Origin of the sequence: Flavobacterium tructae, assembly GCF_002217475.1 — a bacterium.
GTDB lineage: Bacteria > Bacteroidota > Bacteroidia > Flavobacteriales > Flavobacteriaceae > Flavobacterium > Flavobacterium tructae.
Map to the genome: position 1 here is coordinate 25,459 of NZ_MUHH01000004.1, position 15,080 is coordinate 40,538.

Here is a 15,080-nt window from a genome sequence, read left to right on the forward strand (position 1 = left end):
CCGCAAAAATGTTTTTTGCCACTGATTTTGCAGATTCACACAGATTTGATACACAATTATTATAGTAATCTGTGAAAATCTTCTAATCTGTGGCTATTTTTAGCATCATGCTAGTAGTCATGGATAGTTCTATTATTTTTTAACACATAGAAACATAGGTTCTATGTGTTAAGTGTTTTTTAATTACATCAAATGGGTTAAGATCTAATGATTTACTTGCTCGTTTACTAATTCCAAAACATTCGCTGATGAAAATTCAGGAGTTGCTCTTTGTACTCCGAATTGTTGAAAAGCAATGCGTTTTTCAACCTTATACACTTCACGATTAGCGATTTGGTTAATGATGTACGAATTTCGATAAGCACCCATTCCTAAGTCCGGAGTCGAAAGTCCATGCGTGTGCAATTCAGCATTCTGAACAAAAATATCCGTACCGTTTTTGTCAATAGTATAATTGCGATGTACTTTGAATAAGCCATTTTCCAGTCGGCCAATTTTGTCCTGAATTCCTGAAAGAATAGCAGGTTCTTTGTATTTGTAACCCGTTGCCAGAATCACATAATCGGTTTGATCCTCGAAAGGCTGCTCCAGTTCTGTTTGTACAAAATCAAGTAAATGCGAACCATCCGTATCTTCTTTTACCGAAGTCAGACGCATGTTCGAACGCAATTCTACATTTAGTGGAGTGTCTTCTAAGCTCATCTCGTACAAGCTGTCGAAAATCTCGTTAATCAATTCGTGATCAATCCCTTTGTATAGCCCATGCTGACTGTCTAAAAGCTGTTTTCTTTTTTGTGCCGAAAGACTGTGAAAATGATCTACATATTCCGGAGAAGTCAACTCCAAAGTCAGCTTAGATTTATTGTCAAGCGGGAAGAAGTGTGACGAGCGGGTGAACCATTTCAATTGTAATCCGTCTTCCGTATCCGGTAAAAGATCACGGAATACCTCGGCAGCACTTTGTCCTGAACCAATGATTGTTACCGACGCATTTTTCTGAATCTGAGGTTTGAAATACAAATATTGAGAGGCATGAATCACATTTGGAAGAGCTTCGGTGTCAATAAAATCAGGAACATGAGGTGAAGTTCCCGTACCCAAAACTATTTTATGCGTATAATAAACAGCCGTAACACACGTCTGAGTATTGATTACCGTGACTTTATACACATCATCAACAGGGTCAATTGAAATCACCTTGTGCGAAAATTTAAGGTTGCTTAACTGAGCCGCCGCCCATTTGCAATATTCATTGTACTCTCTTCTGTAGATAAAGAAATTTTCACGGATGTAAAATTTATAAGCACGTCCGCTTTGTTTGATGTAATTTAAGAAGCTGTATTTATTCGTAGGATCGGCCATTGTAACCAAATCGGCTAAAAACGGAACCTGTAAAGTGGCATTGTTTAACATTAAACCCGGGTGCCAGTCAAATCCTTCCGACTGATCAAAAAACAGTGCCGATAAATCTTCAATGGGTTCGATAAGTGCGGCAAGTCCAAGGTTGAAAGGACCAATTCCAATTCCGATTACCGAATATATTTTTTCTGTATTCATTGTGGTTATTTTATGAATTAAACTTGTGGGGCTGAAACGATATTTTTTTGAAACTCTTCGGCAGCCGGGAATTTAGCCCAGTACCATTCTCTGTAACAAAAGTTCAGATTGGCTTTTTTATGAGGCATTTCGATTACTTTTTGAATTTTAAATCCAACGTGAGCTTTGTTCATCATCGAAGCGATAGAATCTACAGAACCTTCACCTACCATTTTGCCTACTTTTGATTCGCTCAATACAAAATCCATCATAGATTGTGTTGCCGGAGAACCGTATTTTAGTTTCGGATCCGTTGGTGCGATAAACTGGTGCGTTCCATAATCAGACGGAAGTACGTCATAGTATTCTCCCACAATGTCACGGCTCGCCCAATACACTTCGATATTAAAAGTAGGAACACCATTAGCTTCTCCAATGTAACTGTGCGAGTGACCACCCGGAAGCAACGTGCGATAAAATACCTCCAAATCGCGAATGGGCCAGTTCATCTGCCAGATTTTTAAAGCATGTTCGCGGTGAAACCACTCGTGAAGCATCTCCAAATCTTTGTCGACATCTACCGGACGCAAGGTGATTGTTACATTTTCTTTCTCAAAATAACGGCTGAAAACAGTAGTGTTTGCTTGTGGCTGAATTAATTTTTTAGAGAAAAAGTGTCTGTTTAAAGGATTTGGGAAAGTTTTGTACACCGCCGGATTGGTTCTTGGTGCACTGGCCTCATCCATATTGTTTAGACTGGTTAGTAAATTTCCTTTTACGATTAATTTGACACTTTCGGTGAAATGGGAGACTAAACCTGTAACATCTGATTCTCCCTCTTTTTTGATCGCTTCGTAAATCAGGTTAAGCAGTGTATCTTCGTCGGCAAGTTTGTTCTTACCCAAAGCGCTCACAATTCCAAGCAAGTGATTGATTAAGAAATAGTACCCCCAGAAATCAATAATTCTTTTTTCAGCAATAAAAGAACGGCTGTCTTTACCAAATTCCGGAATCAAACGTTCCAGTTCTTCTACTTGTCCCTGACGGAAAAAGTATCCTTGATTGTCTCTGAAATAGAATTTTGAAGGGAAAAGATTTTCATCGAATTCAACCATTACATTCTGTTGGTGAAATTCTGAACCAAATCCGTATTTGTTGAAAATACCAATTAAAGGCGTAAGGCTAATATTCAGGTATTGTTTGAACCAGGCAATAGCAGTGTCTGCTACTGTCAAATCCTGTCTTTTGGCCGATTCTTCAATCAGAGTTACGATTCTTGGGAGTTCAGTCAAAATGTTATCCTGTGTCAAAGAAGCTACCAGCGTCACATTTTTATTAGCGTTGGCTCCATGAAAAGGATTTTGACGAATGCTGGTACTGAAACCGTCAATAATTTTATCTTCATAAACCACTGTAATGAACGCAGGATCAGTAATAAGCTGAATTTGAGGGTAATCTTTCTGGATTCCTTTTCCCCAATCTGTTTTCATCAGCTGTGCGGCATCATAACCACGATTTAATTCGTGTAGGTAATTGACACGGAAGGAATTAGTGATTTTTACATGCAAAGAGAATTTATACATCCATTCACTGTCGGCATTGTAAACGGTACGAACAGATGAAGTCGCTGCATAAGAAGGTCCAAATTGCCCCAAACTGAAAAGAAGCTGTTTAGACTGCATTTCTTTCACCTCTTTTTGCTCCAATAAATAAGTCGCTTCCCAAGGGTGAACCGGTACTATTTTGTATTGCGAATAGAAATCCAGTAATTCTGTGGCATTTTTATCAGCAAATTGCGAAACTTCTTTTCTTAGATAGTCGGTAATCAAATAGTCTTCGGCACTTTTTTCGGCTACATTTTCCGGATGGATCAGGAAATAGTGGAGCGGGAATTGTCCTTGGGTTTCAGGAGAATATTGAACCAATTCGTCCTTTGTAAATCCTTCTCTGCTTTTTGGCAACGGATGTACGGTATGTCCCAGGATCAAAGATTGTTCAGAAGCAATAAAAGACTGTTCCGGATTGTTGGCTGTACGGTCACTGTTTTTGTAATGTTCCAGATAAAGTGCCAGATTCTCGATGCTGTTTTGCATGCGTTTTTGCGTAGGAACAGGATCAATATCAGGATTTTCTGTTTTAGAATAAGCCGCAACAAGTTCCGTAAATTCGATTGGATTTATTTCCCGGAATGCATCTGTTGCAATAGTACGTGACACTACGGGAAATCCGAAAGCATGTACGCCACTTTCAGAAAAATAAACCAAAGGAGCAAAAACTTCCTGACCAATAGCAGTGAAGTCAAATTTAAGAAAAGAGCTATGATCGATAGTTTTCATAAATTCGGCCAAAGCAGGGTCGTATTTCGGAACACCTTCGTATTGGATCCAATTGCTAAATTCTCTGCAATAGCAATTGAGCAGGGATTTGTAGTTTACTTGTTCTGCCAGTTGGTAAAAATTAGTTGAGTCTGTGGTATTCATCTCCGTTTTGTTTTATGAGGTTAAGAATGTTTTTAATATCATTTAGGGTGGTAAGAGGATTTAAAATGGTGAATTTCAGGTAGAATTCCCCATTTACTTTGGTGCTGGCAACCAGTACTTCTCCGCCATAGAAAAGCTTCTCTTTGATGTATTTGTTGACGTCACAAGAGTTTGATTCAACGGGTCCGTCCAGATAGCGGAACAATAAAATACCAATATCAGAGTGGCATAACAGTTCAAAATTCGGATCGGCTTCAATGTAGGCAGCAGTTTGTTGAGTGATTTCAATTAAGGCTTCAGTAAATTGTCCAAGCTTTTTCTTGCCCATATAACGAAGCGTAAACCAAAGTTTCAAAGCATCAAAACGGCGTGTGGTCTGAACAATCGATTTATTAACCTGAGCCGGAAGCACATCGTAATTTTGTTCTTTTGGATTCAAATAATCCGCGTGATGCTTGATAATGTTGAGCTGAAGTTTGTCTTTTACAATAAAAGCACTGCTGCTCACTGGCTGGAAGAACGATTTGTGGTAATCGATGGTTACAGAATCGGCAAGTTCGATACCGTTTAATAAATGCCTTTGTTTTTCTGTCAGTAATAATCCACATCCATAAGCTGCATCTACGTGAAGCCATAAATTATAGCGGTTGGCAATATCAGCAATGGTTTTTAGAGGATCAACATTACCGAAATCGGTCGTACCTGCTGTTGCGGTAATAGCAATTGGAATGTTTCCTCTTCTAATTTCGTCCGCAATCGCTTTTTCCAGTTTTTCAGGATCCATACGGTATCTTTGATCTACTCCGACGTTTACGATTGCCTGTTCTCCAAGACCTAAAACCCAGGTAGTTTTATGATTGCTGAAATGCGCCTTGTCCGAAACAAAAATTCTGTATTTGTGTGCATCCGGAGGAAGACCTTCCAATTTGATATTCCATTTCTGATACTGCAAAGCATAGTAATCTCTCGCCAATAGCAGCCCCATTAAATTACTTTGAGAGCCTCCCGCTGTAAAAACACCATCGCCCTGAGTATAGCCAATCTGCTCGCTTGTCCAGTCAATCAGTTTTCTTTCGATAAAAGTTCCACCGGCGCTTTGGTCGTAAGTATCTTGTGAGGAGTTGATGGCACTGATCAGAATTTCGGCAGCTAGTGCGGGAATAACAACGGGACAGTTTAGGTGGGCAATATATTCCGGAAGGTGGAAGGCAGTAGCATGGTTAACATATAGCTCGTCTACTTCGTTCAGCAGACTTTCGTAATCGGGTAGTGGAGTGTCAAAATCTATCTCTTCAACTTTGGCTCTGATTTCCTCAGGTTTGATTCCGCTGAAAGGTTTTTTGTTATTTTTTAGGAAATTCGAAACACGTTCCTGTGCTAATTTCATGGCTTGAGCGTATTCTGTTCCGGAGTTTTGATGGAAAATGTCTTTATAAAAATCCTGGTCCTGCTGGACTCCTTTTTCGGTGACTTCTGTACGGATCAATGTGGTATTCATAAAATAGTTGTTTTAAGGGGTTAAAGTTATTTTTCAGTCGAGGTAGACGACTTTTTTAGATAAAGGGGTTCTCTTTTTTTTGGAAGGTTTTAAGGCTTCGGGATAATATCCCAGATAAAGAAGCCCTAGTGATTTTTCATTTTCTGAGAGACCAAATTTTGCCACATAATCGATAGCTACTCCTTTGGTACTCCAGTAACTGCCCATTTTATGAGCATGGCAGGTAAGCGCAATATTTTGTACAGCTGAAGAGACTGCAGCAATTTCTTCCCATTCAGGCAGGTCAATTTTGGTGTTTTTCACCAGGACTACTCCAATCATGCAGGCTGCATTGAGCGGATAATTTTCGAGATAAGAAAGCTTGTCTTTTTGATCTTCCGGAGATAATTCAGTATAAAAATCTTTGTAATAGTGAGCCATATATTCACCATACTTCTTCAAATATTTGCCCCTAAAAACGATAAACCTCCAGGGTTCTGTCATTTTGTGAGTAGGAGCCCAAGTGGCATTCGTCAAAATTTCTTCAAGCAATTGATCCGGTAATTCTCCCTTGATAAACTGATTGGCATAGACGCTTCTCCTGTTACGGATGTTCTTCGAAATTTTGTTTAATTTATAAGAAGAGTCTGATAGCTTGATTTTGCTGGGGTTGTTCTTAATTTTCATTTATTTTGGAAATTTTTCTAAGAAAATTCTTTTTTATTTTGGCCAAATAAAAATAAATTTGTAAGTAATTCTTATTTAGAATGAATAAGAATAGTTCGAAACAAAAGTATAAATTTATCTGACAGAAAAAAAAGTTTTTTTTAAAATTTATACGAATGAACGTACACTTGTCTTTAAATCTTTTTGATTTTTATTATTTAATATATTGATTTTAAGTAATTTATGTTTTAGTGTTTAAAGTCTTTTTACAGCTATTATTAAATTGTAAAAAAGAAGTTACGTGTAATTTTTACAGATAAAAAGAGAGGCGAAAACACTTGTTTTATTTTGGATTCTTACAAGAAGTTAAATGAGGAGAGCAAACCAGCAGGGAAGTAGCATTTAGCCTAGTTTTAGGAACTTTTCAGCAAAATTTTTATGGAATTATTCTCGTCCATTTTGAAATAGAAAAGGGGTGGGAATTTTAGAATTTTGAAGCTCTTTTTTGAGTAAAAATGCCTCAGGATGGATTAATTTAATTTTAAATTGAGAATAGTTGTTTTGAATTAACTTTTAAATGTGATAAAATTCTTTAATTTTTAGTTTTTAATGTGATAATTGTAATTTTTGTTGCTATAAATAAATAAAGTCATAAAAGTTAGTAGCTTCTTGTTGTAAGTGTAAAATTATTTTGTGACATCGTTTAAATTTGTGAGGTGCGAAAAATCATTATATATCTCTTCATCTTTTTAATTGTATCCAATATTGGGTTCTTTCAGCAGTTTTATAAATTGCCGATATTGCTGGAGCATTTTAAGGAACATCAGCAAAGACATGATATCAGTTTTTTTGATTTTTTGGAAATGCATTATTGGGGAGAAGATTTAAAAGACAATGATTCTGATCGTGATATGCAGCTTCCGTTTAAGAACATATCCGGACCTTACGTACAGCTGGTGTTTGTTCCGCAGGACAAACCGGTATTTTATATTCCTTTTACCGTTGGATTTTCACCATCGGGTACAACTCCTTATACCTCAGATTTGTATTCAAATCCTTCCTTGTTTTCGGTATTTCGCCCTCCTGTAGCCTAATTTGATTTTATAGAATTTTTATTATGGTTAAGACATTTTTGATGTTTTAGCCCTGGCATTACTATATTCAAATAAATTAAATTATGCTTAATAAGATCATACAGTTCTCCGTTAAAAATAAACTGGTAATTGGGATCTTCACGTTGCTATGGATTATCTATGGTGTGTTTGAAGTAACCCGTTTACCTATTGATGCCGTTCCTGACATCACCAACAATCAGGTACAAATTATTACAACCGCTCCGTCTTTGGGAGCCGAAGATGTGGAACGCTTAATTACATTTCCAATCGAACAGGCGATTAGTAATATACCGCAGCTGAAAGAAAGCCGCAGTATTTCGCGTTTTGGACTTTCGTTGGTTACGATTGTTTTTGCTGACGATACAGACGTGTATTGGGCACGTCAGCAGGTGGTAGAACGATTGCAAAAAGTAGAAATTGCAGAGAACGCGAGTATTCCTGAAATGGCACCCGCAACTACAGGTCTGGGCGAGATTTACCAGTATGTTTTGAAACCGCAACCCGGATATGAAACGAAGTATTCTCTGGAAGACCTGCGTACTATTCAGGATTGGACAATAAGAAGACAGCTTCTGGGAACTCCCGGAATTGCCGATGTCGCTACTTTTGGAGGGAAACTAAAACAATATGAGGTTGCCGTTAATCCGTCGCGGCTTAAAGCGCAGAACCTGACTATTAAAGAAGTTTTTACAGCCCTGAACAGTAATAACGAAAATACGGGTGGGGCCTATATTGAAAAAGGGCCAACGGTACTTTACATCCGAAGTGTTGGATTGACTCGAAACATAAAAGACATTCAGAATATTATTGTCAAAAATACACAGGCCGGAACTCCAATTCTGATTAAAGATATTGCTGAGGTAAAAATGTCTTCTGCCATACGCTACGGAGCCTTAACGACAGATGATATTGGCGAGTCGGTTGGTGGAATTGTAATGATGCTTAAAGGAGAGAATGCCAGTAATGTGATCGTAAAGGTTAAAAAACGAGTTGCTGAAATTGAGAAAATCTTACCCAAAGGTTTAAAAATAGAACCTTTTTTAGATCGGACTAAAATGGTAGATAATGCTATTGGAACGGTAGAGAAGAATCTTATAGAAGGGGCTCTGATTGTAGTATTGGTACTGGTACTTTTTTTAGGCAATTTGCGAGCAGGTTTTATTGTAGCTTCGGTAATTCCTTTGGCCATGCTGTTTGCCATTATCATGATGAATACGTTTGGTGTGAGCGGGAATTTAATGAGCTTGGGTGCGCTTGATTTTGGTTTGATAGTCGATGGCGCGGTGATTATTGTGGAAGCCATTTTACATCATATTCATTCCTCCAAAAAATACAAAGAAATCGATTCTATTTCACAAGAAGAGATGGATAAGGAAGTGACGGGATCAGCAGGACGCATGATGAACGCTGCGGTATTTGGACAGATTATTATTCTGATCGTATACCTTCCGATCTTATCACTGGAAGGCATCGAAGGAAAGATGTTCAAGCCAATGGCACAAACGGTGGCCTTTGCCATTTTAGGAGCCTTTATACTGTCGCTTACCTATGTTCCTATGGTAAGTGCTTTGTTCATTAGCAAAAAAATAAATCATAAACCGAATTTATCGGATCGAATAATGACAAATCTGGAGTCTTATTATGAAAGAGTTTTGTCACGAGCATTGCAGGTTAGAAAAGGGATTGTGATTTCAGCTTTCGTTTTGTTTGGTATCGCCTTGTTGCTTTTTAGCCGAATGGGCGGTGAATTTATACCACAATTGGAAGAAGGTGATTTTGCCGTAGAAACTCGTTTATTGTTGGGAACAAATTTGTCAACTACGACAGCAACCATTGAGAAAATTTCGACTGCATTAAAAAATACTTATCCGGAAGTAGAAAAAGTCGTTTCGAGAATCGGGAGTGCCGAGATTCCAACAGATCCTATGCCTATAGAAGGAGGTGATATGATTATTGTCCTGAAGGATAAATCAGAATGGACCAGTGCTTCTTCGTTTCCTGAATTAGCAGATCAAATGACCCAAACCGTTAAAGAGGTTGCACCGGGAGTTACGACTGGTTTTCAGTTTCCGGTTCAGATGCGTTTTAACGAATTAATGACGGGAGCAAAGCAGGATTTGGTTTGTAAAATTTACGGAGAAGATTTGGACAAACTGGCTCAATATGCCGAGCAGTTGGGAGCCATTAGTAATACTGTTGAAGGAGCTACAGATCTTTATGTGGAGAAAGTTACCGGAATGCCACAAATTGTTATTGACTATGATTGGGCAGAAATGGCGAAATACGGTATTTATGTTTCAGACATCAATCAAACCGTAAATGCCGCTTTTGCAGGAGCTGTAGCAGGCAGTATTTATGAAGGAGAAAAAAAGTTTGATATGGTGGTACGTGTAGAAGCCAGCGGACGGAAAGATATTGAGGATGTTCGAAATTTACTGATTTCAACCCGTTCCGGAATGCAGATTCCGTTGTACCAGGTCGCTTCGGTAAAAGAAGTGGAAGGCCCGAACCAGATTCAGCGGGAAGATGCTAAAAGGAGAATTATTGTTGGTTTTAATGTAAGAGGCAGGGATGTTGAATCTATTGTTGAAGAATTGCAAAAGAAAGTAAACAGTCAGATCAAATTTGCTCCGGGTTATTACATTACCTATGGAGGTACTTTTGAAAACCTGCAACAGGCAAAATCCCGTCTGGGAGTTGCGGTTCCGGCCGCTTTGTTTATGATTTTGGCGCTGTTGTATTTTGCTTTCCGATCTTTTAAAGAAGGCATTATCATTTTTACTGCCATTCCGTTATCGGCAATTGGCGGTGTTTTTGGACTGGCGTTGCGGGATATGCCGTTTAGTATTTCGGCTGGTGTTGGTTTTATTGCCTTGTTTGGCGTAGCTGTTTTAAATGGAATTGTTTTAATCTCCGAGTTCAACCGAATACAAAAACAAGGTGAAATTACCGATCCGCTTCAAATTATCATTACCGGAACAAAAAACAGGTTGCGTCCTGTATTGATGACAGCCGCTGTTGCTTCTTTAGGATTTTTACCTATGGCTTTGAGCAATGGCGCAGGAGCAGAGGTGCAGCGTCCGCTGGCCACGGTCGTTATTGGCGGACTGATTACGGCTACTTTGCTTACGCTCTTTGTACTTCCTGCGATTTATTTAATGACGTATCATACCAAAGTTTTTTCTAAGAAAAATAAAAAACATAAGATGGATAAACTGACTTTACTAGTGCTGGCTTTGTTTCTTACGGCTTCGGTTCAGGCACAAGATGCATCTATTTCGCTTGAAGAATCTTTATCAATAGCGATGCAGCACAACAGAAGAATTAAATCTTCTCAATTGAATGAGAGATCAAAAGAACAATTAGAAAAATCGGCTTTTGATATTCCTAAAACAGCTTTTACTGCCGATTATGGTCAGTTTAATAGCGCTGTAAACGACACCCGTTTTGGTATTAGTCAGACTTTTGCTTTTCCAACAGTATATACGAATCAGAAAAAAGTATTGATAGAACATCACAATGCCGCAAAAGCAGAATCGCAGCTAACAGTGCAACAGGTTAAGTCGAATGTGAGGAACTTATTTTATTATTACATCTGGCTCAACAGTAAAAAGGAATTGCTGACTTATGCCGATTCTATTTACAGATTAATGGAACAGAAATCAGAGCTGCGCTACAAAACGGGAGAAACTAATGTTTTGGAAAAAACCGCTTCTCAATCTGCACGGCAGTTTTATATGAACCAGCTTGCAATGGTGAATAAAGATATCGCCATCACGCTTAAAACGTTTAATACGGTTCTTCAGGATAGTATGGTTCATGTGCCCGCTTCAGAGACTGTAAAAAATGATTTTATGGTTTCATTACATCAAAATAAAGATACTGCAGAGCTTCCTCAGGTACAACTTTCAATGTACGAAGCCGAAGCGGCAAAATGGAGATGGAGAACGGAACAGTCCAAAATACTACCTGATATTACCATTGGCTATAATAATTTAAGCATCATCGGAACACAAACCAGCGCTGCAGGTCAGGATGTTTATTACAATGGAAGTCAGAGATTTAATTATGTCAATTTTGGGTTATCAGTCCCTCTTTTTTTCGGCAGTCAGTCCGCGCGTAATAAAGCTGCCAAAGTAGATTATGAAGCGTACAAAATGCAGGCAGAAACTACAAAGATTGAATTGAAGACAGAGATTGTCAATGCGGTAAATGAAATCGAAAAATACAAAGAAAGCCTTTCCTATTATGAAAATGAAGGATTAAAAAATGCGACAATCATTATCGATACAGCCAACAGTCAATTGGAAAATGGAGATATCGATTACCTGCAATGGGTTTTAGTGGTCAATCAGGCGATCACCATAAAAAATGAATATTTAGACCGAATTAATGATTACAACAAAGCAGTAATTGATTGGCAAACCCTTAATAATTTATAAAATAATGAAAATATATAGCAGTATCATTTTTGTTTTTCTATGCTTGGTTTCCTGCCAGAGCGACAAAAAAGAAGCACAAAGTAAAAAAGTACTAACACCCGAAAACAGTATTCAATTAAGCGATGCACAGATCCAAAATGCAAAATTGATTATTGGTTATCCTGAAGAAAGAGCAGTAAAAGGAATATTACAGCTTCAGGGAACAGTGACGGTACCTCCGAAGAGTGTGGTTACAGTGAGTATTCCTTTAGGAGGTTACATCAAAAAAACGGATTTAATGGCAGGTATGCATGTTAGAAAGGGACAAGTATTGGCGGTAGTCGAGGACATGCAATACATACAATTGCAACAGGATTATCTTACCGCGAAAGAAAAATTTCAATTGGCTCAGAGTGAGTTTAACCGACAAAAGGAACTTAATGCCAAGAAAGCAAGTAGTGATAAGTTGTTTGAACAGACTGCAACTGAGATGCAGACACAACACATTTATATGTCATCGTTAGCCCAAAAGCTGGGGTTGTTAGGGATTAATGTCAAAAAACTCACCGCTTCAACGATAAGCAAAACGGTTGTGATTCGTTCACCAATCAATGGGTTGGTTGCTAAGATCAATGTGAATGTGGGAAAATACATTTCGGCGACCGACATGCTTTTTGAATTAATCGAAATGAGCGACATTGTCCTGACAATGAATGTTTTTGAAAAAGACATACAGCAACTTTCGGTAGGGCAAACCGTTACGGCTTTTACCAATGCTAATCCGTCTAAAAAGTACCAGGCAAAAATTGCTTATATCAATCAAAGTCTAAATGATGATCGTGCAGCAGAGGTGATTTGTAAAGTGAATCAGTATGAAAGTTCGTTAATTCCTGGACTTTTTATTAATGCTGAGGCAGAGTTTGACAATGCAAAAGCGCTTACAGTTCCGGAAGATGCTGTGGTAAGATGGCAGGGTAAGTTTTTTGTTTTTTCGGTAAGTACAAACGGAATCTATAAGATGGTTCCGGTAGAAACCGGATCTTCAGGGTACGGATACCGACAGATAAAGTCGCCAATTATAGATCAATCTTCGAAGATTGTAATCCAAAATGCTTATACACTTTTAATGAGCTTTATGAATAAAGGAGATCAGTAACACAAAAGGCAGCTTTTTTAAGCTGCCTTTTGTATTGTTTTGATTTAATTTAATATGTGATTGCTTATTAAATTCAGGTATTTGATTTTATGCGTCATATCCAAACGATCGGTCGTAAAAAAAGAACATTTTATCTCAAATTATTTTTATATTTATCCAAGTTTACCACTAGCTGCAATGAAAACTTCCAACTTTCCAATACCGGTCAACGAATCAGAGCGTTTAGCTGCTCTAAAACGTTACAATATACTTGACACACTACCTGATCATGCTTTTGATGATGCAACCAAATTAGTATCCTATATCTGTGATGTACCAATAGCTCATATTTCCTTTATAGACGAGAACAGACAGTGGTTTAAATCTGAAATTGGAATCGGCGTTTCTGAGGTGCCTCGCGAAATTTCTTTTTGTCAGTACACTATTTTAGAATCTAAAATGGTTGAAATAAATGATACTTTTTTAAATGAGAGATTTAAAGACGATGCTAATGTTACGGGTGGTTTTAAAGTTCGATTTTATGCCGGTATACCGCTGACAACGCCGGACGGTTATAATATTGGAACGTTATGTGCCATTGATCATGTTACAAAAGAACTGAATGAAGATCAGCGAAATGCACTCAGAATTGTAGCAAAACACGTAATCAGTCAGCTGGAATTGGCAACAAAGAATATTGAGCTTGACAGGCAGAAAAAGATTGCGGAGAAAGCCGTTCTGGCAAAGGACAGTTTTTTGGCTAATATGAGTCATGAAATCAGAACGCCTTTAAATGGTATCATTGGTTTTACCGATCTGCTTGCGCAGACGAAACTCGATACTGTTCAGCGGGACTATATCAACAGCGTGCAGATAGCAGGAGAAAATCTGCTTTTAATTGTCAATGATATTCTGGATTTGTCTAAAATGGAATCCGGTAATCTGACCATAGAAGCCATGCCTTTCAATTTAAAAAGCACTTTAAGACATATTTACAATTTACTTAAAATAAAGGTTTCTAAAGAAGTAGAATTCAATCTTTTTCTGGATGCTGATATGCCAGAAATTGTTATTGGAGACGAAGGACGATTAAATCAGATATTGGTTAATTTAATAGGCAATGCACTTAAGTTTACTCATGAAGGAGAAGTGACGGTCTCGGTAAAAGTGATTGAAGAAACAGAGGATTATTACTTGCTTAAATTTTCCATTAAAGATACAGGTATTGGAATTCCTCCCGAAAAACTGAAAACTATTTTTGAACGTTTTACTCAGGCGGAGGACAGCACCACAAGAAGATTTGGAGGGACTGGTTTAGGACTTAATATCGTAAAACAATTAATTGAATTACAAGATGCCGAAATTAATGTAAAAAGTCAGGAGAACAGAGGATCGGAATTTTTCTTTGTTATTAATTACAAAAAAGCAGATTATATTCAAGAAACTGATGAGGAAATATCAGGAGAAAGTTTGGGGAAACTAAAAATATTGCTTTGTGAAGACAATGTTTTAAACCAGAAACTGGCCAAAAGTGTCATTCATAATTTTGGTTTTGAATTGGAAATAGCAGAAAACGGAGAAGAAGGCATCGAGCTTTTATCGAAAAATGAATACGATTTGGTATTGATGGATCTTCAAATGCCGGTTAAAGACGGATATCAGACTACTGATTATATTCGAAATGAAATGAATTCGAGTATTCCGATTATTGCCATGACCGCACATTCGCTCGTAGGCGAACAAGAACGTTGTTATAATGTAGGGATGGATGGTTATGTACCGAAACCGTTCAAACAGCCGGTGCTTTTAGAAGCCATAAGAGCAGTAATGAATCCGGAGTATAAAGTAACGCGTAAGAGAAAAGTAAATTTATCTCTTATTGATGAGATGGCATGTGGTGATTTAAACTTCAGACAGGACATGATCAATCTTTTTATCGAAAAAATACCAAATGAAGAAGTTTTGCTTCAGGAAGCATTTAAAAATAATGATTTCATAAAAGTAAAAAACCTGACCCATAACATGAGATCCAGTTTAGACTTATTTATGTTGGATGATCTCAGTAATTGTTTAGCTGTAATCGAAGAAGAAGCCAGGACTGAAAAATTTACAAACGACGCAGCAGATAAGGTAAATATTTTTCATTGTGGCATAATTGAAGTAATTAAATATTTAAAAGAACTATGATAAAAGCGAAATATCACGTAGCTTTACAGTAGTTTTTAATTTTAGAATATAGAATTATCAATT

General features: G+C 37.7%; 8 protein-coding genes. 4 read left to right on the top strand and 4 right to left on the bottom strand.

The window, feature by feature from the left end; translation table 11 throughout:
• Positions 1-204: 204 nt before the first annotated feature.
• Genes B0A80_RS01285 through B0A80_RS01300 form a run of 4 tightly spaced genes read right to left on the bottom strand, consistent with a single transcriptional unit; the run spans position 205 to position 6,180 of the window.
• Complete coding sequence (locus B0A80_RS01285; protein ID WP_089076153.1) at positions 205-1,557, bottom strand: lysine N(6)-hydroxylase/L-ornithine N(5)-oxygenase family protein; 1,353 nt, start codon at positions 1,555-1,557, stop codon at positions 205-207.
• Positions 1,558-1,574: 17 nt separating this feature from the next.
• Positions 1,575-4,016, bottom strand: a complete 2,442-nt coding sequence (locus tag B0A80_RS01290) for a GNAT family N-acetyltransferase (protein ID WP_089076154.1) — start codon at positions 4,014-4,016, stop codon at positions 1,575-1,577.
• Positions 3,994-5,514 carry a pyridoxal phosphate-dependent decarboxylase family protein gene (locus B0A80_RS01295; protein ID WP_070908336.1) on the bottom strand — a complete coding sequence of 507 codons (1,521 nt, stop codon included), beginning with the start codon at positions 5,512-5,514 and terminating at the stop codon, positions 3,994-3,996. The genes B0A80_RS01290 and B0A80_RS01295 overlap by 23 nt, the downstream gene beginning before the upstream one ends.
• A 33-nt stretch (positions 5,515-5,547) precedes the next feature.
• Positions 5,548-6,180 carry a nitroreductase family protein gene (locus tag B0A80_RS01300; protein WP_070908337.1) on the bottom strand — a complete coding sequence of 211 codons (633 nt, stop codon included), beginning with the start codon at positions 6,178-6,180 and terminating at the stop codon, positions 5,548-5,550.
• A 695-nt stretch (positions 6,181-6,875) separates the two neighbouring features.
• On the opposite strand from B0A80_RS01300, the gene B0A80_RS01305 reads away from it, so the two are divergent.
• The 4 genes from B0A80_RS01305 (at position 6,876) to B0A80_RS01320 (ending at position 15,017) form a co-directional block, all read left to right on the top strand.
• Positions 6,876-7,253 carry a hypothetical protein gene (locus B0A80_RS01305; protein WP_070908338.1) on the top strand — a complete coding sequence of 126 codons (378 nt, stop codon included), beginning with the start codon at positions 6,876-6,878 and terminating at the stop codon, positions 7,251-7,253.
• Between the two features lie 83 nt (positions 7,254-7,336).
• Positions 7,337-11,716 (top strand): CusA/CzcA family heavy metal efflux RND transporter, encoded by a 4,380-nt coding sequence (locus tag B0A80_RS01310; RefSeq protein WP_089076155.1) that lies wholly within the window; start codon positions 7,337-7,339, stop codon positions 11,714-11,716.
• Between the two features lie 4 nt (positions 11,717-11,720).
• Positions 11,721-12,851 carry an efflux RND transporter periplasmic adaptor subunit gene (locus B0A80_RS01315; RefSeq protein ID WP_089076156.1) on the top strand — a complete coding sequence of 377 codons (1,131 nt, stop codon included), beginning with the start codon at positions 11,721-11,723 and terminating at the stop codon, positions 12,849-12,851.
• Between the two features lie 177 nt (positions 12,852-13,028).
• Positions 13,029-15,017, top strand: a complete 1,989-nt coding sequence (locus B0A80_RS01320) for a GAF domain-containing hybrid sensor histidine kinase/response regulator (protein WP_089076157.1) — start codon at positions 13,029-13,031, stop codon at positions 15,015-15,017.
• Positions 15,018-15,080: the final 63 nt, after the last annotated feature.